Origin of the sequence: uncultured Phycicoccus sp., from assembly GCF_947495705.1 — a bacterium.
GTDB lineage: Bacteria > Actinomycetota > Actinomycetes > Actinomycetales > Dermatophilaceae > Phycicoccus.
Map to the genome: position 1 here is coordinate 93555 of NZ_CANLZR010000005.1, position 26054 is coordinate 119608.

A 26054-nucleotide genomic window follows, 5' to 3' on the forward strand; every position below is an offset into this window, starting at 1 on the left:
GCACTACCGTCGGGGCATGTCGTCAGCGCTGACCGAGCGGGCCCGAGAGCTCGACGCCCACCACGCCGGCACCGACCTCCGGGGCCGGTTCCGGTTGCCGGCGGGCCTGGTCTACCTCGACGGCAACTCCCTCGGCCCGCTGCCGGCCGGGGTCTCCGAGGCCGTCGCCGACGTCGTGCACCGCCAGTGGGGGTCCCGGCTCATCGCCAGCTGGAACGAGTCGGACTGGTGGGGCGCCCCGACGCGGGTGGGTGACCTCATCGGCCGGCTCGTCGGCGCCGCCGACGGCCAGGTGGTGTGCACCGACTCCACGACCGTCAACCTCTACAAGTGCGTCGTCGCGGCGGCGCGGATGCGACCCGGCCGGTCGGTGGTCCTCACCGACCCGGCCTCCTTCCCCACCGACCTCTACATCACCGCGGCGGCCGCCCGCGACGCCGGCCTCACCGTCGAGTACGTCGCACCGGTCGACGCCCCGGCCCGCATCGCCGCGCTCGGCGAGGCCGTCGCGCTCGTCTCGTACAGCTCGGTCGACTACCGCACCGGCGAGCTGTGGGACCTGCCGGCCATCACCCGCGCCGCCCACGCCGTCGGGGCGCTCGCCTGCTGGGACCTCTGCCACTCGGCGGGGGTGCTCGAGGTGGGGCTCGACGAGCACCGCGCCGACCTCGCCGTCGGCTGTGGCTACAAGTACCTCAACGGCGGGCCCGGGGCTCCGGCCTTCCTGTACGTCGCCCACCGCCACCAGGACGCCTTCGACCAGCCGCTGGCCGGCTGGAACGGCCACGCCACCCCCTTCGCGATGGCCCCGGAGTACGAGCCCGCCCCCGGGGTCGCCCGCGGCCGGGTGGGCACTCCCCCGCTGCTCTCGATGCTGGCCCTCGAGGCCGCGCTCCACGCCTACGACGGCGAGTCGGTCGCGGACCTGCGCGCCCGGTCGCTCTCGCTCACCGGGTTCTTCCTCGAATGCCTCGACGCCCTCCTGCCCGACGTCGAGGTCGTCACGCCCCGCGACGACGCTCGGCGCGGCTCGCAGGTGAGCCTGCGGCACCCGCACGCCTACGGCGTCGTCCAGGCCCTCATCGCCCGCGACGTCGTCGGGGACTTCCGCGAGGCCGACATCGTGCGGCTGGGGTTCGCCCCGATGTACCTCACCCACGCCGACGTGCTCCGGGCCGCCGAGCAGCTGCACGCCGTCCTCGACGGTGCCGAGCACGAGCGGCCGGAGTTCGCCGCGCGCGCGACCGTCACGTGAGCGGACGGCCGCCGCCGGTCACCAGCCGCGCTCGGCGAGGCGGTGCGGCTGCGGGATCTCGTCGACGTTGATCCCGACCATGGCCTCACCGAGACCGCGGGACACCTTGGCGACGACGTCCGGGTCGTCGTAGAAGGTCGTCGCCTTGACGATGGCGTCGGCCCGCTCGGCGGGGTTGCCGGACTTGAAGATGCCGGAGCCGACGAAGACGCCCTCGGCGCCGAGCTGCATCATCATCGCGGCGTCGGCCGGGGTGGCGATGCCACCGGCGGTGAAGAGGACGACGGGCAGCTTGCCGGTCTCGGCGACCTCCTTGACGAGGTCGTACGGGGCCTGCAGCTCCTTGGCCGCGACGTAGATCTCGTCGGGGCTCATCGACCGGAGCCGGTTGAGCTCGGCGCGCAGCGTGCGCATGTGGGTCGTCGCGTTGGAGACGTCGCCGGTGCCGGCCTCACCCTTGGAGCGGATCATCGCCGCGCCCTCGGTGATGCGTCGCAGCGCCTCGCCGAGGTTGGTCGCGCCGCAGACGAACGGCACGGTGAACTGCCACTTGTCGATGTGGTTGGCGTAGTCGGCCGGGGTGAGGACCTCGGACTCGTCGATGTAGTCGACGCCGAGGCTCTGCAGCACCTGGGCCTCGACGAAGTGACCGATGCGCGCCTTGGCCATGACCGGGATGGACACGGCCTCGATGATGCTGTCGATCATGTCGGGGTCGCTCATCCGCGACACCCCGCCCTGAGCGCGGATGTCGGCCGGGACCCGCTCGAGGGCCATGACGGCGACGGCCCCGGCGTCCTCGGCGATCTTCGCCTGCTCGGCGGTGACGACGTCCATGATGACGCCGCCCTTGAGCATCTCGGCCATCCCCCGCTTCACGCGGGTGGTGCCGGTCGTGGGGGCCTTCTGCTGATCGGTCATGGAGCCGATTCTAGGACGGCCGCGGCGCCGCCTCGACCACGGTCCGGCGGGGTCAGCGGGCGAGGGCCGGCGGCAGTGCGTCGTCGAACTCGACCCGGGCGGGGAGGGCCGCGTGCCCGGCGAGCCGGAACCAGCGCACGACCCGCTTCTGCCGGACCCGGCGCACCTCGCGCACGGCGTCGTTGTGGAACCGGCGGGCCATCCGCACCCGGAGGGCACTGGCCGCGATCCGGTCGAGGGAGTCGGCCACGAGCTCGTCGTCCTGGGCGAGCAGGCGGGCCACGACGTCGTCGGTCAGGGTCACCGCGAGGATCTCCGTGAGGACGGCCTCGGTCTCCTCCCGGCCGCCGAAGTGCTGCCCGTCGAGCAGGTCCTCCGCCAGCGGGTGCTCGGTCGTCCGCTCGATCGACTCGGTCGCGGCGTCGGCCAGCAGCAGGGCGGTCGCGGGGTCGAGGGCCCCGCTGTTCGCGAGCTCGAGGGTGGCCTCGGCCCGGCGGACGAGCTGGGCGTCGAGCGCCGACATCGCGCCCTCGACCTTGGCGTGCAGCCGGTCGAGCCGAGCCGCCGAGTACGACAGGTACCACGCGACGCCGATGACGACGATGACGAGGAAGGTCGCCACCTGCAGGACGTCGATGTCGAGCATGCTCACGCGCCACCTCCGGGGACGTTGCGGACGATCCGGCCCCACAGCCCGCGCGGAGCGTCGGCCAGCTCGGCGTGCGCCCCGGCCAGGACCGTCTCGTACACCGCCATCACCTGACGCGAGACCGGTCGCCAGTCGAAGATCCGCGCGCGTTCGCTCCCCGCCCGGCGCAGCGCGTTCCGCCGGTCCTCGTCCGCGAGGAGGTCCACGAGGGCAGCCGCGAGCGAGGCCGACGAGCCGGCCTCGTGGAGCACCCCGGTCCGCCCGTCGTCGAGCACCCGCACGAACGCCGGCAGGTCCGAGGCCAGCACCGGGGCGCAGGCCGCCATCGCCTCGACGAGGACGATGCCGAAGCTCTCACCACCCAGGTGCGGTGCGACGTAGACGTCGACGGAGCGGAGCAGCGACTGCTTGTCGGTGTCGCTCACCGCGCCGAGCACCTCCGTGGCGGCTGCCGCGCGGGGGTCGGCGCGGCGCAGCAGTTCCGTGGCGTCCCCCGGGCCGGCGACGAGGAGCCGCGTGCCCGGCCGAGCGTCGAGCACCGACGGCAGGGCGCGCAGCAGCACCCCGAGGCCCTTGCGCGGCTCGTCGACCCGGCCGAGGAAGGCCAGCGTCGGACGCTCGGCCGTGCCGACCCAGTCGGCCCGGGTCGGGGCTTGGGCGAACCGGTCGACGTGGACCCCGTTGGGGATGATGTAGGTGTCCCCGCCGAGGTGCCTGCGGACCGTGGCGGCGGCGTCCTCGGACACCGAGATCCGGGCCCGGATCTTCTCGAGCGAAGGACGGAGCAGCGGGTTCGCGGCGTGCATCGCGCGGGAGCGCACGGTGGAGGTGTGGAAGGTCGCGACGACGGGCTCCTCCGCCGCCCACAGCGCCATGAGCGACACCGACGGGGTCACCGGCTCGTGCAGGTGCACGACGTCGAAGCTGCCGTTCTCGAGCCACCGGGTCACCCTGGCCGAGGTGACCGGCCCGAAGGTCAGCCGGGCCACCGACCCGTTGTACCGCACCGGGACGGCCTTGCCGCAGGAGACGAGGTAGGGCGGGACGTCGGCGTCCTCGTCGGCCGGGGCGAGGACCGAGACGTCGTGGCCCTGCGCGATGAACACCTCGGCGAGGTCGCGCACGTGGAACTGGACGCCCCCCGGCACGTCGAACGAGTAGGGACACACCATCCCGATCCTCATCGCGCCGACTCCGGGGCGCGGGCGGGGTCGAGGTCCTCGACGAAGACCCGCTGCAGCATGTGCCAGTCGGCGGTGTGCTCGCGCACCGCGGCGCCGAGCACGTCGGCGCACGCCTGGGTCATCGCGACGACCTTCTCGCGGGTGGCACCGGCCGTGGGGGCCTCGACCGGGGGGTGGAAGGTGATGACGATGCCCCAGCCGCGGCCACGGCGCTCGTGCCGGATCGACACGGGGAAGAGGGGCCGGCGTTCGGCGAGGGCCAGCGCGGCGGGGCCGGGGGCCATCCGGGCCGGGTGGCCGCAGAAGTCGACGGTGACGCCGTGCCGGGTGAGGTCGCGGTCGGCGAGCAGCGGGATGATGCCCGGCCGGCGGGCCGCCTCACGCAGCGACCCGAAGACGTCGGGCCCGCCGGTGAGCGGCAGGATCGTCATGCCGAGGCCCTCCCGGAACTCGAGGAACTCACGGAACACCTTCTCCGGCTCCAGTCGCTCGGCGACGGTCGTGACGTGGCCGAGGTTGACCCCGCCCCACGCCCCGGCGAGGTCCCAGTTGCCGAGGTGGCCGAGGAAGCAGACCACCGAGCCCCCCGCGTCGATGGTCTCGCGGACCGGGCCGTCGCCCTCGGCGCGCACCCGGGCGGCCAGGTCCGCAGGACCGAGGTCCGCGAGCCGGAACGCCTCGCAGTAGTACCGCAGGTAGGCGCGCATGCCCTCCCGGACGAGGGCGTCGAGGGCGGCGTCGTCGAGCTCGGGCCGGACCCGTGCGTAGTTGGCGCGCAGCCGCGCGGCGCCGCCCCGGGCGACGGTCAGGTCGGCAGCGCGGTCGAACCACCGGTAGGCGGCGCGCTCGGGCAGCCTGCGCACGGCGGCGAACCCCGCCCGGTGCCCGGCCACCGTGAGCGCACCGGCGAGCGAGGGCGGGAGGCTTCTCACCCCGCGCCCAGTGCCTGCTGCCGGACCACGAGGATCCGCTGCACCACGGTGACGAGACTCGCGACGGCGAGCAGGGCGAGCACGACGCCGAGGAAGATCGTCGGCAGCCCGAAGAGCCCCGTGAGGCCGGTGGCGACGAGCACGGCGACGAGCCGGTCGGCGCGCTCGGCGATGCCGACGTTGGCCGTCATGCCGAGCCCCTCGGCCCGCGCCTTCGCGTACGAGACGACGCTGCCGAGGATGAGGCACGCGAGCGCCAGGGCGGCCATGTACGCGTGCCCGCCGTCACCGGCGTACCAGAGGACGAGGCCGCCGAAGATCGCCGCGTCCCCGACGCGGTCCAGGGTGGAGTCGAGGTAGGCGCCCCAGTTGCTGGAGCGGCCGAGGCGGCGCGCCATGATGCCGTCGACGGTGTCGGAGAACACGAACGCCGTGATGACCAGCGTCCCGACGAGGAACTCCCCGCGTGGGTAGAAGACCAGCGCGCCCGCGGCGACGCCGATGGTGCCGATGACCGTCACGACGTCCGGGCTGATGCCCAGCCGGATCAGCAGGGAGGCGATCGGGGTGAGGATCCTCGTGAAGAGGGCGCGCGCGTATCGGTTCAGCATGGTGCGGTCAGCGTAGTGGGGCCGGGGCCCCACCGCGTCGACGCCCGGCCCTTGCGCGCCGGGCCGAACGGGAGTTGATTGGGGGTATGAGCGCCACTGTGGGCAGTGCTCCCTCCGTCGACGACGTCACCCGGCTCCGCAACGTGGTCCTCGTCGGACCCAGCGGGGCCGGCACCTCCCGCCTCTTCGACCACGTCGTCGATGCCCTCGCACCGCATCGCGGCGCCAAGGGCCGGTCGGAGCCGGCGGGTGGCCTGCGCGCGGCCGGCCTCGAGCTCGGGGAGGTGGTGCTCACCCTCATCGACGCACCGGGTAACCCCGACTTCGTCGGGCAGGTGAGGGCGGGTCTGCGCGCTGCGGACGCCGCCCTCTTCGTCGTCTCGGCGGCCGACGGCGCCGACGCCCGCAGCCGGTCCCTCTGGCACGAGTGCGAGCTGGTCGGCATGCCCCGTGCCGTCGTCGTCACCCAGCTGGACGCCCGGGACGCCGACTTCGAGGCGACCCTGGAGGACTGCCGCCTCCACTTCGGCCCGGGCATCCAGCCGCTGGGGGTGCCGGTGCCGGGGTCCGAGGGCGCGGTGTCCTCGATCGCCGACCTGCTCCTCGGGGAGATCCACGCGTACGCGGGGTCCGAGCGCACCGTCCGGCCCGCGGGTCCGGAGCACTCCGACCTCTTCGACCGGCACCGCCCCGGCCTCGTCGAGGGCATCATCGAGGAGTCCGAGGACCCCGACCTCATGGAGCGCTACCTCGCGGGCGAGGACCTGGACTTCCGGACCCTCGAACGTGACCTCCTCGCCGCCATCGCCCGCGGCTCGTTCCACCCGGTGCTCCCGGTGTCGGGTGAGACCGGGGCCGGCGTGCCGGTCCTGCTCCACCTCGTCGAGGCCGCCTTCCCGCACCCGGGGCTGCGCCCCCTGCCCACCGTCACCCCGGTCGAGGGTGGGAGCCCGGTCGCCCTCACCGTCGACCCGGCAGGCCCCCTGGTCGCCGAGATCATCCACACCGAGTCCGACCCGTACGTGGGTCACCTCTCGCTCGTCCGGGTGTTCAGCGGCACGCTGCGGGCCGACCGCCCGGTGCACGTCTCGGGTCACCTGGACCGCCTCGACACCCCTACGGGTGAAGGGCACGAGGGGCACGACGACGACATCCGCCCGGGGTCGCTCGGCTCACCCCTGGACGGCGAGGTCCTGCCGAAGGCGCACGCGGTGGCCGGCGAGATCGTCGTCCTCACCAAGCTCGCCGGGGCGCAGACCTCGGACACCCTCTCGGACCCGGCGCGGCCGCTGCTCGTCACCCCGTGGGCGCTGCCCGAGGCCCTCCTGCCGGCCGCGGTCGAGGCGACGAGCCGGGCCGACGAGGACCGGATGCCGGTCGCCTTCCGCGAGCTGGTCGCCGAGGACCCCGCGCTGCGGATCGAGCACGACCCCGACACCGGCCAGGTGGTGCTCTGGACGACGGGCCCGGCCCATCTGGACCTCGTCCTGCACCGGCTGCAGAACCGGTTCGGGGTCGCGGTCACGCAGGTCCCGGTGCGGGTCGGGCTGCGGGAGACCGCACTCACCCGCAGCGAGGCCCAGGGGCGGCACGTCAAGCAGTCCGGCGGGCACGGGCAGTTCGCCGTCTGCCACCTGGTCCTGGAGCCCCTCCCCCGCGGGTCGGGCATCCAGTTCGACGAGGTCGTCGTGGGCGGAGCCGTCCCCCGCCAGTTCATCGGCAGCGTCGAGAAGGGCGTGCATGCCCAGCTCGCGAAGGGCCTGCTCGCGGGCTGGCCGGTCACCGACGTCAAGGTCACCCTCACCGACGGCAAGGCGCACAGCGTCGACTCCTCCGACGTCGCCTTCCAGACCGCCGCCGGGCTGGCGCTCCGCGAGCTCGCGTCGCCCTCGTCCCTCTGCCTGCTCGAGCCGGTCGACACCGTCACAGTCACCGTCGACGACGAGTACCTCGGCGCGGTGATGACCGACATCGGCTCGCGCCGGGGCCAGATCGTCGGGTCGGTGCCGTGCGAGGACGCGCCGGGGCGCTCGGTGCTCACCGCCGCCGTCCCCCGCCTCGAGCTGCTCGACTACGCGGTGGCGCTGCGCTCGCTCGCCCGGGGCACGGGCACCGTCCACCGCGAGCCCCAGGGGTACGACGTGCTGCCCGAGCGGATCGCACGCGAGCACCTCGCCGCCGCGTCCCGCTGACCGGCGGCTCGCGATCAGGCGGGCCAGTGCTCGACGAGCCGGGTCCGGACGTCCTCGAGCAGGACGGGCAGGGCCTTGGTGCGGGCGATGATCGGGAGGAAGTTGCTGTCGCCGCCCCAGCGCGGCACGACGTGCTGGTGCAGGTGTGCCGCCACCCCCGCTCCGGCGACGGCGCCCTGGTTCATCCCGAGGTTGAAGCCCATCGGCGCGGACGCCGCCTCGAGCGCCCGGACGGCGGCCTTGGTGAGCGCCGTGAACTCGGCGGTCTCCTCGGCGGTGAGGTCGAGGTAGGAGGCGACGTGCCGGTACGGGCACACGAGGAGGTGCCCCGGGTTGTACGGGAAGAGGTTGAGGACGACGTAGCCGAGGCCGCCGCGGTGGACGACGAGCCCCTCGGCGTCGCCCTTGCCCGGCGCGGCGCAGAACGGGCAGCCGTCCCCGCCGTTCGGGTCGGGGCGCTCCCCCTCGATGTACGCCATCCGGTGCGGCGTCCACAGCCGCTCGAACCCGTCGGCCTCCCCGACGAAGTCGGCAGCGTCCTCGTACTCCGGCATGCCCCGATCCTAGGGTCGGGGCATGCCGGGCTCAGCGCAGGTGGCTCGCGCCGTTGAAGTCCAGGACGGCGCCCGAGGCCCACTCGGCGCCGGGCTCGGCCAGCGTGACGACGGCGGCCGCGACCTCCTCGGGGGTGGCCACCCGGTGGAACGGGCTCTGCGCGCGGGTCGCCTCGGCGGCGGCCGGGTCGGCCATGGCGTAGCCGGCCATCTCGGTGGCGATGAACCCCGGGGCGATCGAGGTGACGGCGATGCCGTGCGGGGCGAGGTGCTGGGCCATGGACTGACCGAACGCGTGCAGCCCCGCCTTGCTGGCGCCGTACGCGGGGATGTCGGGCTCGCCGCGGTAGGCGCCGCGCGACCCGACGTTGACGACCCGGCCGACGGGAACGCCCTCGGCCGGGGGCGTGTCGATCATCTGCCGGGCGACGCACCACGTGAGGGTCGCGGGCCCCATGAGGTTGGTGGCCAGGGTGCGCTGCCACACCTGCACCCAGTCCTCGTAGGACGTCGCGTCGAGGGGATGGTCCCCGCGACGGCTGCCCGCCGACCCGGGCGGGACGATCATCGCCGCGTTGTTGACGAGGACGTCGACCCGGCCCAGCACGTCGACGGCCCGGGCGGCGAGCCCGGGGACCGCGTCGGGGTCCCCGAGGTCGGCCGCCGCTCGCCCGTGGCCGACGCCGTCGAGGGAGTCGAGGACGGCGTGGGCGAGGTCGAGGCTGTGGGGGCCGCTGTGGTGGACCAGGACCCGGTCGCCGCGAGCCGCGAAGGCCCGCGCCACGGCGGCCCCGACCCCACGGGAGGCGCCGGTGACGAGGACACCACGGGACCGGGGCTCGTGCTCGCTCATGGCGGCCACCCTAGTGACCGGCGCGCACTCCCCCGGCCTCGCACCGGGCCTTGAGCCCGGCGGCCTCGGCGGCGAGGTAGCGGTCGGTGAGGCCGGCGTAGAGGCGGCCCGTCACCGACCCGAGCCAGCCGCTCTGGTCGACGGCCAGCCGGACCCGGCTGCCACCGTCGGGGAGGGCCTCGATCTCGTGCCGTGCGGTGGTCCTGACCCCGGGTCCGGTCGCGACCCAGGTGAACGCCCGCCCCGGCTCCAGGTCGGTGACGACGTACTCGGTCTGCGGCACCTTGGGCTGGCTGATCCTGGCTCGTGACCCGGTCCGCAGCGGCCCCTCGTCGAGGCGGCGCACCGACGTCACCGTCTCGGTCCACTCCGACCATCGCTCGACGTCGACGAGCACCTCCCACACGCGGTCCGTGGGTGCCGCGATCTCCACCGTGGTGCTCTGCTCCATCCCTGCATCGTCGCGCAACGGGCCCGGTGCCGTCGACGGGTGCGGCTCACCCCGAGGCGGGCGGGTCCAGCCGGACCTCCACGTGCCGCTCGGACGGCGGGCCGAAGCCCACCCGCTCGTAGAGCGCGCGCGCCTCCGGGACGGCGATGAGCTGGATGCGCGTCACTCCGTCGCCCTCGGCCCAGCCCAGCAGGGTGCGCAGCAGCCGCTCACCGATGCCGTGGTTCCTCGCATCGACGCTCACGTACACGAGGCTGATGTGGAACCACGCGGTGGCCGGCCGGCCGGCGCTGGGCAGCTGCTGGACCCGGGTGCCGTGCAGCACCCCGAGCGGCCGGCCGGACCCGGACTCAGCGAGCCAGGTACGACGCGCCCGGTCTCGCAGCCACGCGTCGGCGAAGGTGTCGAGGAAGCCCGGCGGCACGGCGACGCCGCGTTCGCGCTCGTCCTGGATGTGCAGCGCCGCGACCGAGAACGCGTCCGTGGGCACGGCCTCGCGGACGCGCACCGCCTGGGTGGTCTCCACGGTCCCAGCATGGCCTAGATGCCCCACACATGGGTGAGGCCCCGGCAAAGTATGAGTTTGCCGGGGCCTCGTCGACATGGGGTGATGCTCCACGCCTTCACGAGTCGGATGTCGGTCGCCACCACCCGCATCACCGGGTAGCTCCTCGCGGCGAAACCGCGTGGCCTGGCGGCCTCTTCCGTCTCGGTCCCTCCATCACCGAAGTGGTGGAGTGGGATATTTCTAGTCCTGCCCGGACCCCCTTCGCAAGGGGTTTGCGGACCTCGTCGTCACCCGTTCCGGCGACGGCGGCGTGTCGTCGGCGTGTCGTGTGACGGGCGGGACGTCGGCTCGTCAGGTGGCCGCACGTCCCGCCATCCGGACGTCTCCGGGCGGGTCAGACCTGCCGCTTGTCGCGGACGGCGGCGACGACCTCGGCGACGGCGTCGGCGACCGGCACCCCGTTCTTCTGGGTCCCGTCGCGGTACCGGAAGGACACCGCTCCGGCGGAGCGGTCGTCCTCCCCCGCGATGAGGACGAACGGGACCTTCGCCTTGGAGGCGTTGCGGATCTTCTTCGGGAACCGGTCGTCGGACTCGTCGAGCTCGAAGCGCAGACCCTCGGCCGCCAGCCGCTCGCCGACGTCGCGCAGGTAGGGCGCGAACTCGTCGGCGACGGGGACCCCGAGCACCTGCACCGGCGAGAGCCAGGGCGGGAAGGCGCCGGCGTAGTGCTCGACGAGGACCCCGATGAACCGCTCGATAGACCCGAACTTCGCCGAGTGGATCATCACCGGTTGCTGGCGGGTCCCGTCGGCGGCCTGGTACTCGAGGCCGAAGCGCTCGGGCTGGTTGAAGTCGTACTGGATCGTCGACATCTGCCAGGTACGCCCGATGGCGTCCTTGGCCTGCACCGAGATCTTCGGGCCGTAGAAGGCCGCCCCGCCGGGGTCGTCGACGAGCGCCACCCCGAACTTCTCGGCCGTCGTGCGGAGCACCTCGGTGGCCTCGTCCCACTGCTCCTGCGACCCGATGAACTTGTCCTTCTTCTCGCCATCGGTGGCGCGGGTCGACAGCTCGAAGTAGTAGTCGTCGAGCCCGAAGTCCTCGAGCAGGCCCACGACGAACCGCAGGAGGTGCTCGATCTCCGCCGGAGCCTGCTCCGGGGTGACGTACGAGTGCGAGTCGTCCTGGGTCATCGCGCGGACCCGGGTCAGGCCGTGGACGACGCCGGACTTCTCGAACCGGTACACCGAGCCGAACTCGAAGAGCCGCATCGGCAGCTCGCGGTACGAGCGGCCGCGCGAGCGGAAGATGAGGTTGTGCATCGGGCAGTTCATCGCCTTGAGGCGGTACTCCGAGTGCTCCAGCTCCATCGGGGGGAACATCGTGTCGGCGTAGTACGGCAGGTGCCCCGAGGTGTGGAAGAGCCCCTCCTTGCTGATGTGCGGGGTCCCGACGTACTGGAACCCCTCCTCGATGTGCCGGCGGCGGACGTAGTCCTCCATCTCGCGCTTGATGACCCCGCCCTTGGGGTGGAAGACGACCATCCCGGAGCCGAGCTCGTCGGGGAAGGAGTAGAGGTCGAGCTCGGACCCGAGCTTGCGGTGGTCGCGCTTCTCGGCCTCCGCGAGGCGCTCGAGGTAGGCCTTGAGCTCGTCCTTGGACGGCCAGGCGGTGCCGTAGATGCGCTGGAGCTGGGGGTTCTTCTCGGACCCGCGCCAGTACGCGGCAGCGCTGCGCATCAGCTTGAAGGCGTTGCCGAGGACCTTGGTGGTCGGGACGTGCGGGCCCCGGCACAGGTCGCCCCAGGCCACCGTGCCGTCGCGACGCACGTTGTCGTAGATCGTCAGCTGCGACCCGCCGACCTCGACCTCGGCGCCCTCGGCGGCGTCCTCGGCGGCCCCGCCCTTGAGCCCGATGAGCTCGATCTTGTACGGCTCGCCCGCCAGCTCGACGGCGGCGTCCTCGTCGGACACCTCGCGCCGGTGGAAGGTCTGGCCCTCGTTGACGATGCGCTGCATGACCTTCTCGAGGGCCTTCAGGTCCTCGGGTGTGAACGGGGTCTCGACGTCGAAGTCGTAGTAGAAGCCGTCCCGCACGGGCGGACCGATGCCGAGCTTCGCGGACGGGTGGACCTCCTGCACCGCCTGGGCCAGGACGTGCGCGGCCGAGTGGCGCAGCACGTCGAGGCCGTCCTGCTCGGCGGCGGTGACGGGTTCGACGACCTCGCCGTCGGCGGCCGGCAGGTGGAGGTCGCGCAGCTCGCCGCCGACCCGGGCGACGAGGACGCTGCGGTCCTCGCCGAGGAGGTCGCCGTAGGTCGTGCCCTCGGCCACCGCTCGCTCGCTCCCGGCGACGTGGACGGTGATCTGGGCAGACATGTGCGGCGCTCCTGGGGTCGGGACACGCGCCGGTGACTCCGGCACGCGCGACGATGCTATCGAGCGCGCCGGGCCCCGGTCGCCCGAGTTCCCCGGCGGAGCCGCGTCACCCGGTCGACGGGTGCAGCGCGATCATCGCGATGTCGTCACGGGGCACGCCCCCCTGGAAGCGCAGGACGTCGTCCAGCACGCGGGCGACGAGTGTCCCCACGTCGCCGGAGGCACCCGCGAGGAGCTGCATGAGCCGACCCTCGCCGTAGAAGCCCTCCGGGCCGCGGGCCTCGGTGACACCGTCGGTGTACAGGAGGAGCGTGCTGCGCGGGCCGAGGTCGATCCGCACGTCCTCGTAGACCGCGTCGTCGAACGCGCCCACCAGACACGTGGGTTCGTCGACCGGCCGGGGCGGGTGCGAGCGCTCGAGCAGCACGGCGGGTGGGTGGCCGCCGTTGGCCATGGTGACCTGCCAGTGCCCGTCGACGTGTCGCAGGCGGAGCACGACGGTGGTGCAGAAGCGCTCGGTGGGGTGGTGGATGAGCACCTGGTTGAGCTGGCGGAGGATCTCGGCAGGACTGCCCTCGGACACGGCCAGGGCCCGGATCGAGTGCCGGGCCAGGGTCGCGACGACCGCTGCCCCGACACCCTTGCCGGAGACGTCGCCGAGGGTGACCACCCAGTCGCGGTCGGCGAGCTGGAAGACGTCGTGGAAGTCGCCACCGATCTCGTGGCCGTCGCCCGCAGGTCGGTACGCGGTCGCGACGTCCATCCCCTCGATCCGCGGGCTCCGCGGCGGCATGAGCGTCTCCTGCAGGGTGCGGGCGAGTTCGGCCGAGTGCCGCTCGGACTTCTCGGCCCGGCGCTTGGCCGCCAGCAGCTCCTGCTCGTAGTGCCGACGCTCGGTCGCGTCGAACACCGCCACCCGAGTGACGTGCGGGGCTCCGTCCGTGCTGCGTTCGAGGACGGCGTTGACGAGCACCGGGAGCACCGAGCCGTCCGTCCGCACGAGATCCAGCGCGATCTCCTTGACGGTGCCCTGCCCGTGGAGCAGCGGCTGGTAGTGGGTCTCGTGGAACAGCCGCGATCCCGCCGTGAGCAGGTCGGTGAACGGGTGACCCGTCACCCCCCGGTCCTCGTCGTCGCCGAGCCAGGTGAGGAAGGTCCGGTTGGCCTTGGCGACGCGGCCGTCGGGCAGGACCGAGAGATAACCGCACGGGGCCTGCTCGTACAGCGCCTCGGGGTCGTCCTCGAGCAGCGCTCTCTCGAACGCCAGCATCGCCGCCGCGCGCATGGCGGTGTCAGCCCCGCACGGCGAGGAAGGTGTCGATGGCGTCCACGACCGCCTCGGGCGCGCTCAGGTGCGGGCAGTGCCCGGTGGCGTCCAGGACGACCAGGCTCGCGTCGGGGAGGTGGTCGGCGACGTACGCCCCCACCTGTGGCGCGGCGATGACGTCCTCCCGGCACTGCAGGACGAGGCTGGGCGCGGAGACGCGAGCCAGGTCGTCGCGGTTGTCCGAGAGGAACGTGGCCCGGGCGAACCGCTCCGCGATGTCGGGGTCCACGGTGCAGAAGCTGGCCTCGAGCTCCCGGCCCAGCTCGGGGCGGTCCGGGTTGCCCATGATGGCCGGGGCCATCGACGCGGACCAGCCCAGGTAGTTGCTGGCCAGGGAGTCGAGGAGGCCGTCGATGTCGTCGGGGTCGAAGCCGCCCCGGTAGTCGGCGTCGTTGAGGTAGCACGGGGACGGTCCCACCATCACGTGGGCCGCGAACAGGTCCGGTGCCTGGATCTCGGCCAGCACGCCGATCATCGCCGAGACCGAGTGCCCCACGAAGACGACCCGGGTGAGACCCAGCTCGCGCAGGATCCGGACGACGTCGTCGGCGTAGCCGGTCAGGCTCGCGTAGCGCTCCGGGTCGTAGGGGGCCCGGGCTCTGCCGGAGCCGACGTAGTCGAACTGGATGACGCGGTACCGGTCCTCGAAGTGGGGGGCCACGTGGCGCCACATGGTCTGGTCGCAGCCGAAACCGTGGGCGAACACCATCGCCGGTCCGTTGGCTTTCCCGCCGTCGGACACGTTGAAGGCCTCGCGGATCCCCATTCGGCGAACGGTACGGCACGCGGACCCACCGTCGGTACCCGTTCACGTCATCGGGGTCGGCGGACCCCGATGACCTCAGCCGGGCACGTCGAGCCGGAAGACGCCGGTCTCGAGCCAGTGCCGCAGCCGCACCACGGTGGTGCGGAGGTACTCCTGCGCCATGGCCCGCAGCGACGCCGTCCGGGACCCGAGCAGGTCGTTGGCGAGAAGCAGCTGCCGGGAGGCGACGAGCGCCTCGAGGTCGGCGGGATCGACCTCGGGCAGCGGTGACACCTCGGCGTAGCCGGCACGCAGGGCGGCCTCGGCCCCGTCGGCTGCGCTGCGGCGCAGGTAGAAGCTCGTGATCGCGAGGTCGAGGACGGGCACCCCGAGACCGGCGTCGTCGAAGTCGAAGACGGCGATCCGCCCCTGATGCCATTTGAGGTTGCCGCCGTGGAGGTCGGCGTGCAGCGGGAGGACGGCGGCGTCCGCGTACACCCGGGCGAAGGCCTCGCGAGCGCGGCCCAGCCCCTCCTCGACGACCCCGCGCTCGGCGCGCGACAGGCCCGCCGCGCTCGGGAGCACCTCGGGGTCCCCGAAGAGCGGGTCGTCGAAACGCGGCAGCGTGGCGCCGGCCGGCAGGGACCAGTCGGTCGCGTGGCGGTGCAGCAGGGCGGTCGTCCGGCCGAGGGAGTGCGCCCACTCCGTCCCCGCGTGGTCGCGGGCGTCCTCCCCCTCGAGCCAGGAGGCGGCGGTGACGAGCACCGGCCGGTCGAGACCGGCGGGCGAGGTGGTGACGAACCAGTCCCCGGACCCGGTCCGCAGCGGCCGTGGCACTGCGACGTCGGTCTCGGTGGCGATCGCCTCCTGCCAGGCCTGCTGGGCGGTGACGTTGGCCGGCGTGCTCTTGGAGTTCGTTCCCACCCGCAGCGCCACCCGGCGCCCGTCGACGGTGTCGACCCGGAAGGTCGTGTTGTACGCGTGCAGGACCGGCTCCAGGCGCTGCACCTCGAGACCGAACGCCGTCGCGGCCTCGCGGGCGACCGGGCGCAGCGCCTCGATCTGCGCGGCCTCGTCGAGCTCGTCGTACCCCGGGGCGTGCGTCGTCACGGGACCCAGTGCACCAGAACACCGGAGGCGGCCGCCACGCGCGATGCGTGACGGCCGCCCGGGGTGCTGGTCAGGAGCCGTAGCTCCCGTTGCACGTGATGACGTGGCTGATGGACTTGGTCGAGGTGTAGACCCAAGGTTCGAAGCCCATCAACTCCATGGTGCTGGACGTCCCGGCCTTGAAGACGTAGAAGCCGGACCCCTGCTCGATCGTCCAGGACTTGACACCGTCGGCCAGCTCGACCTTGGTGCAGGTGACGCCGTACTCGTTCTCCCAGTAGGACGTGTGGTTGAGCCGCGGGTCGACGCCCGCGGAGGCGGGCCCGACGACGGCGATGCCGGCGACGGCTGCCGCCGCGGCGGCAGCCAGAACTCGGGTGGTGAGGCGCATGGTGGTACTCCCTTGGTCGTGGAATCGGTTGCCCTCTGCAATCAACCGGCCCGACCGGACCGGACTCGTCACGGTAGTCCTGCCCGTGTCGCGCGGGAAGACCCCGGCGGGGCGACGTCGTCGCAGGTCCGGGGCCCCTGGGGCGGGAGAAACCGGAGGCCACTCGTGGGGCGATTCGTCACACGACGAACCCGAGGCCCTCCCGGGCCGTGAGCACCTCGACCCCTGTGGGGACGAGCCCCGCGACGGCGTCGAGGTCGTCGTCGCTCCGGTGCGGGCCGTGGTGGAAGAGCACGAGGCGGCCGGACCCCACGCGCTCGGCCAGCCGCACCGCGTCCGCCACCGTCGCATGCCCGTACGCGTCGGCCCGGTCGCGCTCGCCCTCCAGGAACTGGGCGTCGTGGACGAGGACGTCGACCCCCTGCAGGGCCCCGAGCAGGGCCGCGGAGACCCCTGCGGCGGGTGCGTGGTCCGGCAGGTACGCCAGCCTGCGGCCGTATTCCTCGAGGACGTAGCCGTAGGTGCGCCCGCCCTTGTGCTCGACGTCGACCGCGGTGACGCCGAGACCGTCGACGACGACGGCACCGTCCTCCACGGCGTCGAAGGACCAGTCGCCGAGAAGACCCTCGGGCTCGATCGGGAAGCCCGGCGGAGCCATGAGCTGCGCCAGCAGGTCGCGGCCGCTGGAACCTCCCTGGGCCGGGACGACCACCCGCACCGCCGACCCCGGGCGGTCCCCGGCGGCGAAGAACGGCAGTCCCTGGACGTGGTCCCAGTGCAGATGGCTGACGAGGACGGTGCCCCGGAACGGCTCGCCCTCGAGCAGAGCCGTGGCGCCGCGGATGCCGGTGCCCGCGTCCAGCAGGACCGTCGGCCGGTCACGACCGGTGAGGGTCACGGCGACGCACGAGGTGTTGCCCCCGTAACGGACGAAGTCACGCCCGGGAGCGCAGGTGGACCCCCGCACGCCGAGGAACGTCGCTCTCACCCGGGTCCTCCGTCCGCGCCGGCCGGGGCCACAGGCCTTCCAGGCGTCGCCGGACTGTGGGATCCTACCGGCGCCGGGCCGCCCCGGGTAGGCCATTGGGGACGAGCGGAGGACCGCCGTGCACGACCTGCGCCGCCACGTCCCGCCGATCGCCCTCGGCTGGGACGACGAGGCCCCCGACACGACGTGGCGCGTCCTCGACGGGACCCTCGTCTTCGCCGACGTCTCGGGGTTCACCGCCCTCACCGAGCGGCTGTCGCGCCGCGGCCGGATCGGCGCGGAGGACATCGTCGAGACCCTCAACGGGGTGTTCTCCCCGATGATCGGCGTGTGCGCCGGCCGTGGCGGCGAGCTGCTGAAGTTCGGCGGGGACGCGCTGCTGTTCCTCTTCCGCGGCCCGGACCACGCCGAGCAGGCGTGTGACGCCGCCGTCGAGATGCGCAGCGGCCTCGCCCGGGCCCGGCAGGTCACGGCGTCGGGAGTCCGGCTGCGGCTGTCCATGTCGGTGGGCATCCACTCCGGCGACCTGCATCTGTTCCTCGTCGGGTCGCCGACCCGCGAGCTCCTCGTCCTCGGTCCCGGGGCGTCCAGCACCGCCCGGGCCGAGAAGGCGGCCGGGGCCGGTGAGATCGTCCTCTCCCCCGGCACGGTGGCCCGGCTCGCCGACGGGGCGTCGCGGCCCCGGGCCGACGGCGCCCTGCTGCTGCGGCGGCGCAGGTCCCGCTCGGCGCCGGGGTCGCCGACGGCCGGCCCGGAGGCCACCTCCGCCCGGCTCGCGACCCTGTTCCCGCACACGCTCGGAGCCCACCTGGCCCCCGGCCCCCCGGACCCGGAGCACCGCACCGCGACGATCGCCTTCGCCTCCTTCTGCGGCACCGACGCCGTGCTCGCCGAGCACGGCCCACAGGTGCTCGCCGACCGTCTCGCCGAGGTCACCGCCGCTGTGGAGGACGCGCTGGCCCCCGAGGGCGTGAGCCTGCTTGCGACCGACATCGACACCGACGGCGGCAAGTTCTTCCTGGGCTCCGGAGTCCCCGTGAGCCAGGACGACGACGAGGGCCGGATGCTGCGGGCGCTGCGCCGCATCGCCGACACCAGGCTGCCCCTGGCGATGCGGCTCGGGGTGAACCGGGGTCACGTCTTCGCGGCGGAGGTGGGCAGTGCGCGCCGCGCGGCCTACTCGGCGATGGGCGACACGACGAACACCGCGGCCCGGATCATGTCGGTCGCCCCCCCGGGCGTCCTGTACGCCCACCCCGACGTCCTCGCCCACTCCCGCACGACGTTCGCGACCACCACCGCCGGGCCGTTCACCCTCAAGGGGAAGGCCGAGCCCCTGCACGTCCTCGAGGTCGGGCCCGAGACCGGCACGAGAGTGGTCGCCGACGACGCCCGGCTGCCGCTGCTGGGCCGCGACAGCGAGCTGCACGCCGTCCGGGTCGCCCTGAGCCGGGCCCTCGGGGGTGAGGGCGGGGTCGTCGTCGTCCGCGGGGGGACGGGCCTGGGCAAGTCCCGGCTGGTCGCCGAGGCGCTCGCCTCTGCGCCGCGGGCCCGGACCGCGGTCCTGCGCGGCGAGCCCTACGGGGTGACGAGCACGTACCGGGTGCTGCGGGACCCGATGCGCGCCCTGCTCGGGGTGCAGCGGGACGCCCCGGAGCCGATGGGCGCCGCCCTCCTGGACACGCTGCGCCGGTCCGCCCCCGACCTCGTGCCGCTCGCCCCCCTGCTCGCCGACGTCGTCCACGCCGCCGTCCCCCCGACCCCGGAGGCGGAGCGGGTCGCACCGGAGTTCCGCGCCGACCGGGTCGCCGACGTCGTCATCGACCTCCTCGACCGGCTCGTCGAGGGGCGGTTCGTCGTCGTCGTCGAGGACGCGCACTGGGTCGACGGCGCATCCGCGCACCTCCTGGGCCGGGTCGCGACCGCCACCGCGGGGCGGCCCTGGGCGCTGGTGTGCGTCCGGCGGGGCAGCGAAGGGGGCCTCGTGCCGGAGCACGGGACCGAGGTGGACCTCGCGCCGCTGCCGGACGAGGTCGTGGAGCGGCTGGTCCACGCCGCGACCGAGGACGCGCCCCTGCGGCCGCACGAGGCGGAGGCGGTCGTGGCGCGGGCTGCCGGGAGTCCGCTCTACGTCGCGGAGGTCACGCGGCTGGCGGACCTGCGCGACACCGACGGCCTTCCCGACTCGGTGCAGGCGGCGATGACCGTGCAGATCGACCGGCTGCCGCCTCGGCACCGCGGGCTCCTGCGGCGGGCCTCGGTTCTCGGTCGCAGCGTCCGCCGGGAGATCCTCACCGCCACCCTGGCCGCGGACGGCGTGGCGGACGCGGCGGCCCTCCTCGACGACCTGCCGGAGCTGCTCGCGCCCGACGGTGCGCACCGGGTCCGCTTCCGCAACAGCCTGGTCCGCGACGCCGCCTACGCGGGCCTGGCGTACCGCACCCGGGCCCGCCTGCACCGCATCGCGGGCGAGGTGCTCGAGTCGATGAGCACCGACCCCGAGGCGGACTCCCCTGCCCTCGCACTGCACTTCGCCCAGGCCGGCGACGCGGCCCGCACCTGGCGCTACTCGCGGCTCGCCGGGGACCTCGCGCGACGCTCGTACGCCAACGCCGACGCGGCCGGCCACTACGAGACCGCGCTCGGCGCCGCGCGCCGGCTGCCGCACGTCTCCGACGCCGAGCGCGCTGCGCTGTGGACCCTCGTCGGGGAGACCCGCGAGCAGGCCGGCATGTTCGAGGCGTCCGTCGCCGCCCACCGGCGGGCCGCGCGGCTCCTGCGCGCGGATCCCGTCGCCGTCGCCGAGTCGCTCGTGCGCCAGGCGAACGTGCACAACCGCGCGGGGGACTTCACGAGGACGTTGCGCGTCGTGGCGCGGGCCCGGCGGCTGCTCGCCGCCCACGAGGAGGAGGGCCGCGTCGCGCTCGTCCGGCTCGACAACCTCACCGCGCTCGCGCGGCTCGAGCAGGAGCGTCCTCGCGAGGCCGCACGGTGGGCCGAGCGCGCTGTCACACGGGCTCGCGAGGTGGGCGACCACGAGACGCTCGTCCGGTCGCTCATGCTCGTCGACGGCGTCGACCTGCAGCTCGGGGTGCCGGGTCCCGGCGGGCCTCACCTCGAGGCGCTGGCCATCTGCGAAAGCCACGGTCTGCGCCCGCTGGAGGCGACGATCCGGGGCAACCTCGGCGCCCTCGCGTACTACGCGGGCCGCTGGAGCGAGGCCGCGACGTGGTACGCCACGAGCCGTGAGGTGGCCCAGGAGACCGGCAAGTCGGTCGGCGCGGCCGAGACGGGGGTCAACCTCGGCGAGCTGCTCGTCGACCTCGGGGACCTCGACGGGGCCGAGGCGGTCCTCGCCGACGCCGTGCGCGTCCTGCGTGCCGCCGGTGAGCTGCCGTTCGTGGCCCAGGGCCAGATGCAGCTGGCGCGCGTCGCCCTCGCCCGCGGCGAGGTCCAGGACGCGGAGCGGCTCGCCGAGTCGGCGGCGCGGCGGCTGGTCGACCTCGGCTCCGCCTCCAGCGCGCTCGAGGCGGCGCTCGTGCGAGCCGAGGCCCTGACCCGCGACGGACGGCCCGAGGAGGCCCTCGAGGTCGTCGCTGCGGCCGAGCGGACGGCCCGCAGCGAGTCCGTCCTCAGCCTGCCCCGGACCTGTCGGGAGCGGGCCCGGGCCCTGTTGGCCGTCGGTCGGGCCACCGAGGCGGCTGCCGTCGTCGAGACCGGGCTCGAGTCCGCCCGGAGCCAGGACCTCCCGTACGAGGAGGCGCTGCTGCTGCGGGTCGCGGCCCGGGTCCATGACGCGCTGGGGGACGCCCCGGGGGCCGAGCGCGCCGCGGCGGAGTCGGCGCGGCTCCTCGAGCGGCTCGGGGTGACCCGGCCGGGAGGCTAGTTGTAGCTGAGCTTGGCGTCGCCGTACACGTACACCCGGTCCTGCACCGAGATCCTGGTCGACCCCCGGACCGGCTGGGCCTGCCGGGAGATGACACAGGCGAACTGGGTCCCGGGCAGGTCCGGCTCCTGGTCCGCGCTCGGCGGGAAGCCGGAGTAGCCCACGAAGGTGCCGGACAGGGCGTACCCGTCGGCCGGGCACCAGCCGAGCGTGACGCTCTCCTGGCCCGGCGCCGGGTACTCGTAGTCGATGACGACGTCGCCGAGGGCGGTCGTCCCGGGTGCCGGGGTCTCGCTCCACCCGACGTCCCACACGAACTGGGCAGCCGTCTGGCTGTCGAGGGGCTTGACGAACTGCGCGGCGAAGGGGTCGGTGCCGAGGTGGTACGGGACGGCGACGCAGGTGCTGCCGTCGGCGTTGTCGAGCCGGGTGACGGTCACCTGCGGGGAGTCACCCGCGGCAGCGATCGTGCGGGTGCTCGCGCCGCAGTCGAGGACCCCGTCGACGACCTCGATGATCGAGGCGTCGGGCGTGGACAGCGGCGCCGCCGGCAGGACCGAGCCGTCCGCGCCGCCCTCGAGCGAGAACGAGCCGTTGAGTGCCGTCAGCGTCATCGTGTCGAAGACGATGCCGTCGTCGGGTCCGGTCCAGGACGGCGCGCTGATGGGCCAGCGGCAGTTGTCGTTGACGCCGCTGTCGGCACCGGAGTCGGCGGAGTTCGAGCAGACCGTCTTGTGGCCGGCCGGCAGCTGCCCCGGGGCCAGGCCGTCGGGCACCGGGTTGCTGATGGTCGACCCGCTGTACAGGGCGAAGTAGTGCGTCTGGGAGCCCCGGGTCAGGGTGGCGAGGATCTGCGCGTTCTGCTTGAGCTCGACGTCGAGGTAGGCCGAGGACGCGACCGCCTGGTACCCGAGGGTGGACGCCAGCCCTGCCCCGAGCGTCATCCGCAGCTTCTCGGCCGGTGAGTTGACCTGGTAGCACGAGACCCCGCTCTTCTTCTCCTTGACTCCGATCGACCCGCTCGCGAACGAGGCGAGCGACTCGGTGAACTTCGAGGTCGTCGCGCCGGAGAACGTCACGTACCGGCCGGCCGCCGCACCCTGGTTCATCGCGCAGTCCGACGCCGGGGCGAGGGTCTGGGTGGCCCCGGTGGGGCCGGACGCCGTGTGGAGCCCGACGCCGGCGTCGGCCCCGGTCCGGATCGCGATCCAGGACGCGGTGTACGACGGGGTGGTGAGAACAGCGGCGACCGACGCCTCGGGCGGTGCGGCGGCGGGTGGCCGGACGGCCACGAGGCCCACCGGCACCAGGCCGACGACAGCGGTGACGGCCAGGGCGGCCGTACGGCGGGACCGGGTGGAGACGTGCTCGGACATCGTGAGGCCCTCCCTGCTCGTGCGCCACACCGCCCGGCCGCGAGGTGTGGGTGCCCGGGGGAGGTCGCGCGTCCGTGCGGGTCGCGCGGACCTCTGCCACGGTAGGGAGCGGGTGGCTCCGCGGCTATAGCCCGGACGGGCCATCGTCGACGCTCCGGGCTGCTCGGTCAGGGCTTGTCCGGTGACGCCTCCCGGTCCGCGTCCGGGGCGTCGGCGCCACCGGGCGGTGGGACGACGGGCTGGAGCCGCTCGCGCGCCACGGGGATCTGCTCCTGCAGCTGCCGGACGACCGGCACGGCCTCCGCCAGCGGACTGCGCAGCGGCCCGCTGTCGGTCGGCACCGAGGCGTGCGCGTGGTCCGCCCTCAGCTCACCGACGAGCCGGCGCGCCTCGACGAGCAGCGCGCCGTACGCCGGCCAGGCCTCGGGGTCCTCGGGCGGGGTGCGGCGCACGTGGTCCGCGAGCTCGTCCAGGACCGCCGTCGCCGCGTCGAGGTGCTCGACGATCTCGCGCTCGGCGTCCTCCCGGTGGACGCCGAACCGCGACCCGGCCTCGCCGACGTGCTCCAGGACCTGTGCGTAGCGGGTCAGCCAGTCCGGCGACGGGGCCGGCAGGTGCTCGGCGTCGTCCGCGGCGTCCGAGAGCGTCCGGGCCAGGCCTGCGACGGGCCACTGCATCCGCCGCACCGTCTCGACGGCCCGCTCGTACCCGTCCCAGTCGATGCGGGCCGGACGGAGCCGGTGCCGCAGGTTGAACCGGGTGCTCTCCCGGCCGGTGCGGACCGCGTCGAGCACGTCGGGCACGGCCTCGGCGATGCGCGTGGCCCGGTCGTGCCAGTCGCGGGCCTGGCCCGCGTCCCACCCCTCGCGCAGCCCTGCGGCCATGTCCTCGAGCAGACCGCGCACCCGCTCGGTGAGCTCGACGACGGCGCGGCGCGGCGCGGTGAGGTGCATCGGTGCCAGCACGACCGCGTTGACCGCGACGCCGACGGCACCGCCGACGACCGTCTCGACCAGGGTGAGGTACGTGAAGTCGACGTCGTCCCACTGGAAGGTCAGCAACGAGAGCAGCACCATGGTCGGCACCTGGATCCCGTGGCCACCCAGCCGGTCCCAGCGCCCGATGAGCATCGCGACGAGCATCACGAGCACCATCGACCACCACGTGACCCCCACGAAGGTGCCGACGACCCAGGCCATGCTCATCCCGACGATGACCGCGACGACCCGCTCGACGCTCAGCCAGAGGGACCGGACGATCGTCCGGTCCACGACGAGCAGCGCGGCGAGCGGGGCGTAGAACGGCGCCGGGCTGTCGAGGACCCGCACGGCCAGCTGCCAGGCGATCACCGCGGCGACGGCGGCCTTGACGAGCAGCAGGGCGTCGGTGCGCTCGGGCCCCGGACTACGGACGGCGGCCTGGGCGCTCTGCGACCAGCCGCGCAGGGTCGCATGGACTCCGCGGCGGCCGGTGTCAGGCTCGACACGCGCCATGGCCGGGACTCTACCCACGGCGGCAGCCGCCACCGGCTGGTCAGGCGCTCAGGCTCACGACCACGTGCGCGGTGTGCGGCTCGGTCCGGGAGCGGAGGCCGGCGACCAGGGTGTCCCCGTCTCGTCCGCGGACGAGCTCGACGGTGGACGGCAGGAACACCGGCTTGGTGAACCAGACCCGGCTCGTCGACGGCCCGAGCGAGCCGCGCCCGAGGGCGGCCAGCACGCGGGCGTAGGTCCACATCCCGTGAGCGATGTGCCGGGGGAAGCCCATCGCCCGGGCCGTGAGCGGGTGCAGGTGGATGGGGTTGACGTCGCCGGAGGCCGCCGCGTACCGCCGCCCCAGGTCGTCGGCCAGGCGCCAGACGCCGGCCGGCGGGCCGTCGGGCAGGGCGGGCGGGGATTCGCCGCGCGCCGCGTCCTCGGTGCCGGACCCGCGGGCGAGGTAGACGCTGTCGCACTCCCACACGAGCTCGCCGGAGACCCGAGCCTCGAGGCGCACGTCGAGCGTGCGGCCGCGCCGGTGCGGAGTGATCGCCCCGGCCGTGACGTCGAGGGTCAGCGGCTCGGCGGCGTCCATCGCCCGGTGGGTCGTCAGCCGGTTCTCGAGGTGCACGAGCCCCGGGAGCGCGAGCGGGAAGTCGGGCCTGGCCATGAGCGCCGTCTGGACCGGGAACGCCAGCACCCACGGGTAGGGCTGGGGCACGGTGTCCGACACGGCGTACCCGGTGAGACGCTGGTAGGCGGCGAGGCGGTGCCGGTCGATCCGCACGTCCTCGACGCGCAGGGTCCGGTCCGGTACCTCGCTCCCCCGGCGGCCGCGCGCAGTGAGCACCGCCCGGGTGAGGAGCGGCGCGGTGGCGGGCAGCGACGGCAGGGTCTCGACAGCCACGGTCACGCCCCCAGCAGGCTCTGGCCGCAGACCCGGACCACGTTGCCGGACACCGCGGACTGTTCGTCGGCGGCGAAGTAGGCGATCGTCTCGGCGACGTCCACGGGCAGCCCGCCCTGGGCCAGGCTGTTGAGCCTGCGGCCCATCTCGCGGGTGGCGAGTGGGACCTTGGCCGTCATCTCGGTCTCGATGAAGCCCGGCGCGACGGCGTTGACGGTGATGCCTCGGCGGCTCAGCGCGCGGTCCGTGGAGTAGCCGTCGACGAGGCCGATGACCCCGGCCTTGGACGCCGCGTAGCTGCTCTGGCCGCGGTTGCCCGCGATCCCGGCGATCGAGGAGACGAGGACGACCCGGCCCCCGTCGCGCAGGCCGTCCTTGGCGAGGAGGGTGTCGTTCATCGCGAGGATCGAGCGGAGGTTGACGTCCAGGACCGAGGCCCAGCGCTCGGCGTCGGTGTTGGCCAGCAGCTTGTCGCGGGTGATCCCGGCGTTGTGGACGACGACGTCGAGCCCGCCGTGCCGGGTGCGTGCGTGCTCGAGGATGCGGGCGCCGGCGTCCGCGGCGGTCACGTCGACCTGCATGGCGGTCCCCCCGACCTCGTTGGCGACCGCGGCGAGGTGCGCCCCGGCGGCGGGGATGTCGACGCACACGACGGTCGCACCGTCGCGGACCAGGGTGCGGGCGATGTCGGCGCCGATGCCGCGGGCGGCTCCGGTGACGACCGCCACCTTGCCGTCGAGGGGACGCTCCGGGTCTGCCGGCGCGGCGACGTCATCGCCCTTCCCGACCCGCACGACCTGGCCGTCGACGTACGCCGAGCGGGCGGACAGCAGGAACACCACGGTCCCGAGCGCGGCGCCCTCCGAGCCGTCGTCGACGAGGACGAGGTTGGCCGTCGCACCGTTGCGCAGCTCCTTGGCGACCGACCTCGTGATGCCCTCGAGGGCCCGGCGCGCGGCCCGCTGGGCGACCGACGACGCCGCCCGTGGGTCACGCCCGACGACGACGACGCGGGCACAGCGGCCGAGCCGCTTGAGCGCGGGCGCGAGGGTCGCCCGCAGCGACTCGAGGTCGGCCGGGGTCTCGGCCGCGGTGAGGTCGACAACGACCCCGCCGAGGCGGCCGGTCTCGGGCACGACCTCGGTGAGCGTGGCACCCGCCGAGGTCAGGCCCGCGCGCAGGGCCGCGACCGCGGGGGTGTCGGCGTGACCCCCGACGAGCACGGGGCCGTCGACGAGCGGGGCACCGGGGCTGTGCCGGCGCAGGGGGACCGGCCGGGGCAGGCCGAGCGCGGTCGCCAGCTTCGCGCCGACCCCGCTGTTGACGAAGCTCGTGTAGCCGTCCGAGCGCGCCATC

Annotated in this window: 22 protein-coding genes; 3 read left to right on the top strand and 19 right to left on the bottom strand. The window is 74.1% G+C overall.

Going from position 1 to position 26054, the window contains the following annotated elements; genetic code table 11:
* Window positions 1–16 precede the first annotated feature (16 nt).
* Window positions 17–1255: a kynureninase gene (kynU, locus tag Q0963_RS09060; RefSeq protein WP_299445100.1), complete on the top strand. Its 1239-nt coding sequence runs from the start codon at window positions 17–19 to the stop codon at window positions 1253–1255.
* Between the two features lie 18 nt (window positions 1256–1273).
* Here the strand turns inward: kynU and pdxS are convergent, their stop codons facing one another.
* From pdxS to pgsA, 5 genes are read right to left on the bottom strand one after another with little or no spacing between them, the layout of a single operon-like run.
* Window positions 1274–2176 (bottom strand): pyridoxal 5'-phosphate synthase lyase subunit PdxS, encoded by a 903-nt coding sequence (gene pdxS, locus Q0963_RS09065; protein WP_299445101.1) that lies wholly within the window; start codon window positions 2174–2176, stop codon window positions 1274–1276.
* A 52-nt stretch (window positions 2177–2228) separates the two neighbouring features.
* Window positions 2229–2822 (bottom strand): hypothetical protein, encoded by a 594-nt coding sequence (locus Q0963_RS09070; protein WP_299445262.1) that lies wholly within the window; start codon window positions 2820–2822, stop codon window positions 2229–2231.
* A gap of 2 nt (window positions 2823–2824) precedes the next feature.
* Complete coding sequence (locus Q0963_RS09075) at window positions 2825–4009, bottom strand: glycosyltransferase family 4 protein (protein WP_299445102.1); 1185 nt, start codon at window positions 4007–4009, stop codon at window positions 2825–2827.
* Entirely contained in the window at window positions 4006–4941 is a 936-nt protein-coding gene (locus Q0963_RS09080) for a phosphatidylinositol mannoside acyltransferase (RefSeq protein ID WP_299445103.1), read from the bottom strand. The genes Q0963_RS09075 and Q0963_RS09080 overlap by 4 nt, the downstream gene beginning before the upstream one ends.
* The gene (gene pgsA / locus Q0963_RS09085; RefSeq protein WP_299445104.1) at window positions 4938–5552 is read right to left on the bottom strand and encodes a phosphatidylinositol phosphate synthase; all 615 of its coding nucleotides are present in this window, start codon (window positions 5550–5552) and stop codon (window positions 4938–4940) included. Before pgsA ends, Q0963_RS09080 begins: the two co-directional genes overlap by 4 nt.
* A gap of 86 nt (window positions 5553–5638) precedes the next feature.
* Between pgsA and Q0963_RS09090 the strand changes: the two genes are divergently transcribed.
* Window positions 5639–7744, top strand: a complete 2106-nt coding sequence (locus tag Q0963_RS09090; RefSeq protein ID WP_299445105.1) for an elongation factor G — start codon at window positions 5639–5641, stop codon at window positions 7742–7744.
* Window positions 7745–7758: 14 nt separating this feature from the next.
* Here the strand turns inward: Q0963_RS09090 and Q0963_RS09095 are convergent, their stop codons facing one another.
* The 10 genes from Q0963_RS09095 to Q0963_RS09140 all read right to left on the bottom strand — a co-directional run bounded on the left by Q0963_RS09095 (window position 7759) and on the right by Q0963_RS09140 (window position 17051).
* On the bottom strand, window positions 7759–8298 hold the full coding sequence (locus tag Q0963_RS09095; RefSeq protein WP_299445106.1) for an HIT domain-containing protein: 540 nt from the start codon (window positions 8296–8298) through the stop codon (window positions 7759–7761).
* Window positions 8299–8329: 31 nt separating this feature from the next.
* Window positions 8330–9151, bottom strand: coding sequence for an SDR family NAD(P)-dependent oxidoreductase (locus Q0963_RS09100; RefSeq protein ID WP_299445107.1), 822 nt, complete (start codon window positions 9149–9151; stop codon window positions 8330–8332).
* Window positions 9152–9161: 10 nt separating this feature from the next.
* Window positions 9162–9602 carry an SRPBCC family protein gene (locus tag Q0963_RS09105; protein ID WP_299445108.1) on the bottom strand — a complete coding sequence of 147 codons (441 nt, stop codon included), beginning with the start codon at window positions 9600–9602 and terminating at the stop codon, window positions 9162–9164.
* A gap of 46 nt (window positions 9603–9648) precedes the next feature.
* Window positions 9649–10128 (bottom strand): GNAT family N-acetyltransferase, encoded by a 480-nt coding sequence (locus Q0963_RS09110; protein ID WP_299445109.1) that lies wholly within the window; start codon window positions 10126–10128, stop codon window positions 9649–9651.
* Window positions 10129–10504: 376 nt separating this feature from the next.
* Complete coding sequence (gene thrS / locus Q0963_RS09115; RefSeq protein WP_299445110.1) at window positions 10505–12490, bottom strand: threonine--tRNA ligase; 1986 nt, start codon at window positions 12488–12490, stop codon at window positions 10505–10507.
* A gap of 106 nt (window positions 12491–12596) precedes the next feature.
* Window positions 12597–13775, bottom strand: a complete 1179-nt coding sequence (locus tag Q0963_RS09120; RefSeq protein WP_299445111.1) for a PP2C family protein-serine/threonine phosphatase — start codon at window positions 13773–13775, stop codon at window positions 12597–12599.
* A 7-nt stretch (window positions 13776–13782) separates the two neighbouring features.
* Entirely contained in the window at window positions 13783–14583 is an 801-nt protein-coding gene (locus Q0963_RS09125; protein ID WP_299445112.1) for an alpha/beta fold hydrolase, read from the bottom strand.
* A 75-nt stretch (window positions 14584–14658) separates the two neighbouring features.
* On the bottom strand, window positions 14659–15672 hold the full coding sequence (locus Q0963_RS09130; RefSeq protein WP_299445113.1) for a phosphotransferase enzyme family protein: 1014 nt from the start codon (window positions 15670–15672) through the stop codon (window positions 14659–14661).
* Window positions 15673–15742: 70 nt separating this feature from the next.
* Entirely contained in the window at window positions 15743–16063 is a 321-nt protein-coding gene (locus Q0963_RS09135) for a hypothetical protein (RefSeq protein WP_299445114.1), read from the bottom strand.
* A gap of 178 nt (window positions 16064–16241) precedes the next feature.
* A complete protein-coding gene (locus tag Q0963_RS09140; protein ID WP_299445115.1) occupies window positions 16242–17051 on the bottom strand; it encodes an MBL fold metallo-hydrolase in 810 nt (269 codons plus the stop codon).
* Between the two features lie 118 nt (window positions 17052–17169).
* On the opposite strand from Q0963_RS09140, the gene Q0963_RS09145 reads away from it, so the two are divergent.
* Complete coding sequence (locus Q0963_RS09145; RefSeq protein WP_299445116.1) at window positions 17170–20937, top strand: adenylate/guanylate cyclase domain-containing protein; 3768 nt, start codon at window positions 17170–17172, stop codon at window positions 20935–20937.
* Here the strand turns inward: Q0963_RS09145 and Q0963_RS09150 are convergent.
* From Q0963_RS09150 to Q0963_RS09165, 4 genes are all read right to left on the bottom strand, one after another.
* A complete protein-coding gene (locus tag Q0963_RS09150; protein WP_299445117.1) occupies window positions 20934–22313 on the bottom strand; it encodes a hypothetical protein in 1380 nt (459 codons plus the stop codon). The two genes, Q0963_RS09145 and Q0963_RS09150, sit on opposite strands and share 4 nt — an antisense overlap.
* A gap of 167 nt (window positions 22314–22480) precedes the next feature.
* Window positions 22481–23806: an FUSC family protein gene (locus tag Q0963_RS09155; RefSeq protein WP_299445118.1), complete on the bottom strand. Its 1326-nt coding sequence runs from the start codon at window positions 23804–23806 to the stop codon at window positions 22481–22483.
* Between the two features lie 40 nt (window positions 23807–23846).
* On the bottom strand, window positions 23847–24704 hold the full coding sequence (locus tag Q0963_RS09160) for a MaoC/PaaZ C-terminal domain-containing protein (RefSeq protein ID WP_299445119.1): 858 nt from the start codon (window positions 24702–24704) through the stop codon (window positions 23847–23849).
* Entirely contained in the window at window positions 24701–26053 is a 1353-nt protein-coding gene (locus Q0963_RS09165) for a 3-oxoacyl-ACP reductase (RefSeq protein ID WP_299445120.1), read from the bottom strand. The genes Q0963_RS09160 and Q0963_RS09165 overlap by 4 nt, the downstream gene beginning before the upstream one ends.
* Window position 26054 lies beyond the last annotated feature (1 nt).

What these genes read in the sequence shown, in the direction of transcription:
- kynU (WP_299445100.1), top strand. Translation starts at nt 17, where the DNA reads ATGTCGTCAGCGCTGACCGAGCGGGCCCGAGAGCTCGACGCCCACCAC.
- pdxS (WP_299445101.1), bottom strand. Translation starts at nt 2,176, where the DNA reads ATGACCGATCAGCAGAAGGCCCCCACGACCGGCACCACCCGCGTGAAG.
- Q0963_RS09070 (WP_299445262.1), bottom strand. Translation starts at nt 2,822, where the DNA reads ATGCTCGACATCGACGTCCTGCAGGTGGCGACCTTCCTCGTCATCGTC.
- Q0963_RS09075 (WP_299445102.1), bottom strand. Translation starts at nt 4,009, where the DNA reads ATGAGGATCGGGATGGTGTGTCCCTACTCGTTCGACGTGCCGGGGGGC.
- pgsA (WP_299445104.1), bottom strand. Translation starts at nt 5,552, where the DNA reads ATGCTGAACCGATACGCGCGCGCCCTCTTCACGAGGATCCTCACCCCG.
- Q0963_RS09090 (WP_299445105.1), top strand. Translation starts at nt 5,639, where the DNA reads ATGAGCGCCACTGTGGGCAGTGCTCCCTCCGTCGACGACGTCACCCGG.
- Q0963_RS09095 (WP_299445106.1), bottom strand. Translation starts at nt 8,298, where the DNA reads ATGCCGGAGTACGAGGACGCTGCCGACTTCGTCGGGGAGGCCGACGGG.
- Q0963_RS09100 (WP_299445107.1), bottom strand. Translation starts at nt 9,151, where the DNA reads ATGAGCGAGCACGAGCCCCGGTCCCGTGGTGTCCTCGTCACCGGCGCC.
- Q0963_RS09105 (WP_299445108.1), bottom strand. Translation starts at nt 9,602, where the DNA reads ATGGAGCAGAGCACCACGGTGGAGATCGCGGCACCCACGGACCGCGTG.
- thrS (WP_299445110.1), bottom strand. Translation starts at nt 12,490, where the DNA reads ATGTCTGCCCAGATCACCGTCCACGTCGCCGGGAGCGAGCGAGCGGTG.
- Q0963_RS09120 (WP_299445111.1), bottom strand. Translation starts at nt 13,775, where the DNA reads ATGCGCGCGGCGGCGATGCTGGCGTTCGAGAGAGCGCTGCTCGAGGAC.
- Q0963_RS09125 (WP_299445112.1), bottom strand. Translation starts at nt 14,583, where the DNA reads ATGGGGATCCGCGAGGCCTTCAACGTGTCCGACGGCGGGAAAGCCAAC.
- Q0963_RS09135 (WP_299445114.1), bottom strand. Translation starts at nt 16,063, where the DNA reads ATGCGCCTCACCACCCGAGTTCTGGCTGCCGCCGCGGCGGCAGCCGTC.
- Q0963_RS09150 (WP_299445117.1), bottom strand. Translation starts at nt 22,313, where the DNA reads ATGTCCGAGCACGTCTCCACCCGGTCCCGCCGTACGGCCGCCCTGGCC.
- Q0963_RS09155 (WP_299445118.1), bottom strand. Translation starts at nt 23,806, where the DNA reads ATGGCGCGTGTCGAGCCTGACACCGGCCGCCGCGGAGTCCATGCGACC.
- Q0963_RS09165 (WP_299445120.1), bottom strand. Translation starts at nt 26,053, where the DNA reads ATGGCGCGCTCGGACGGCTACACGAGCTTCGTCAACAGCGGGGTCGGC.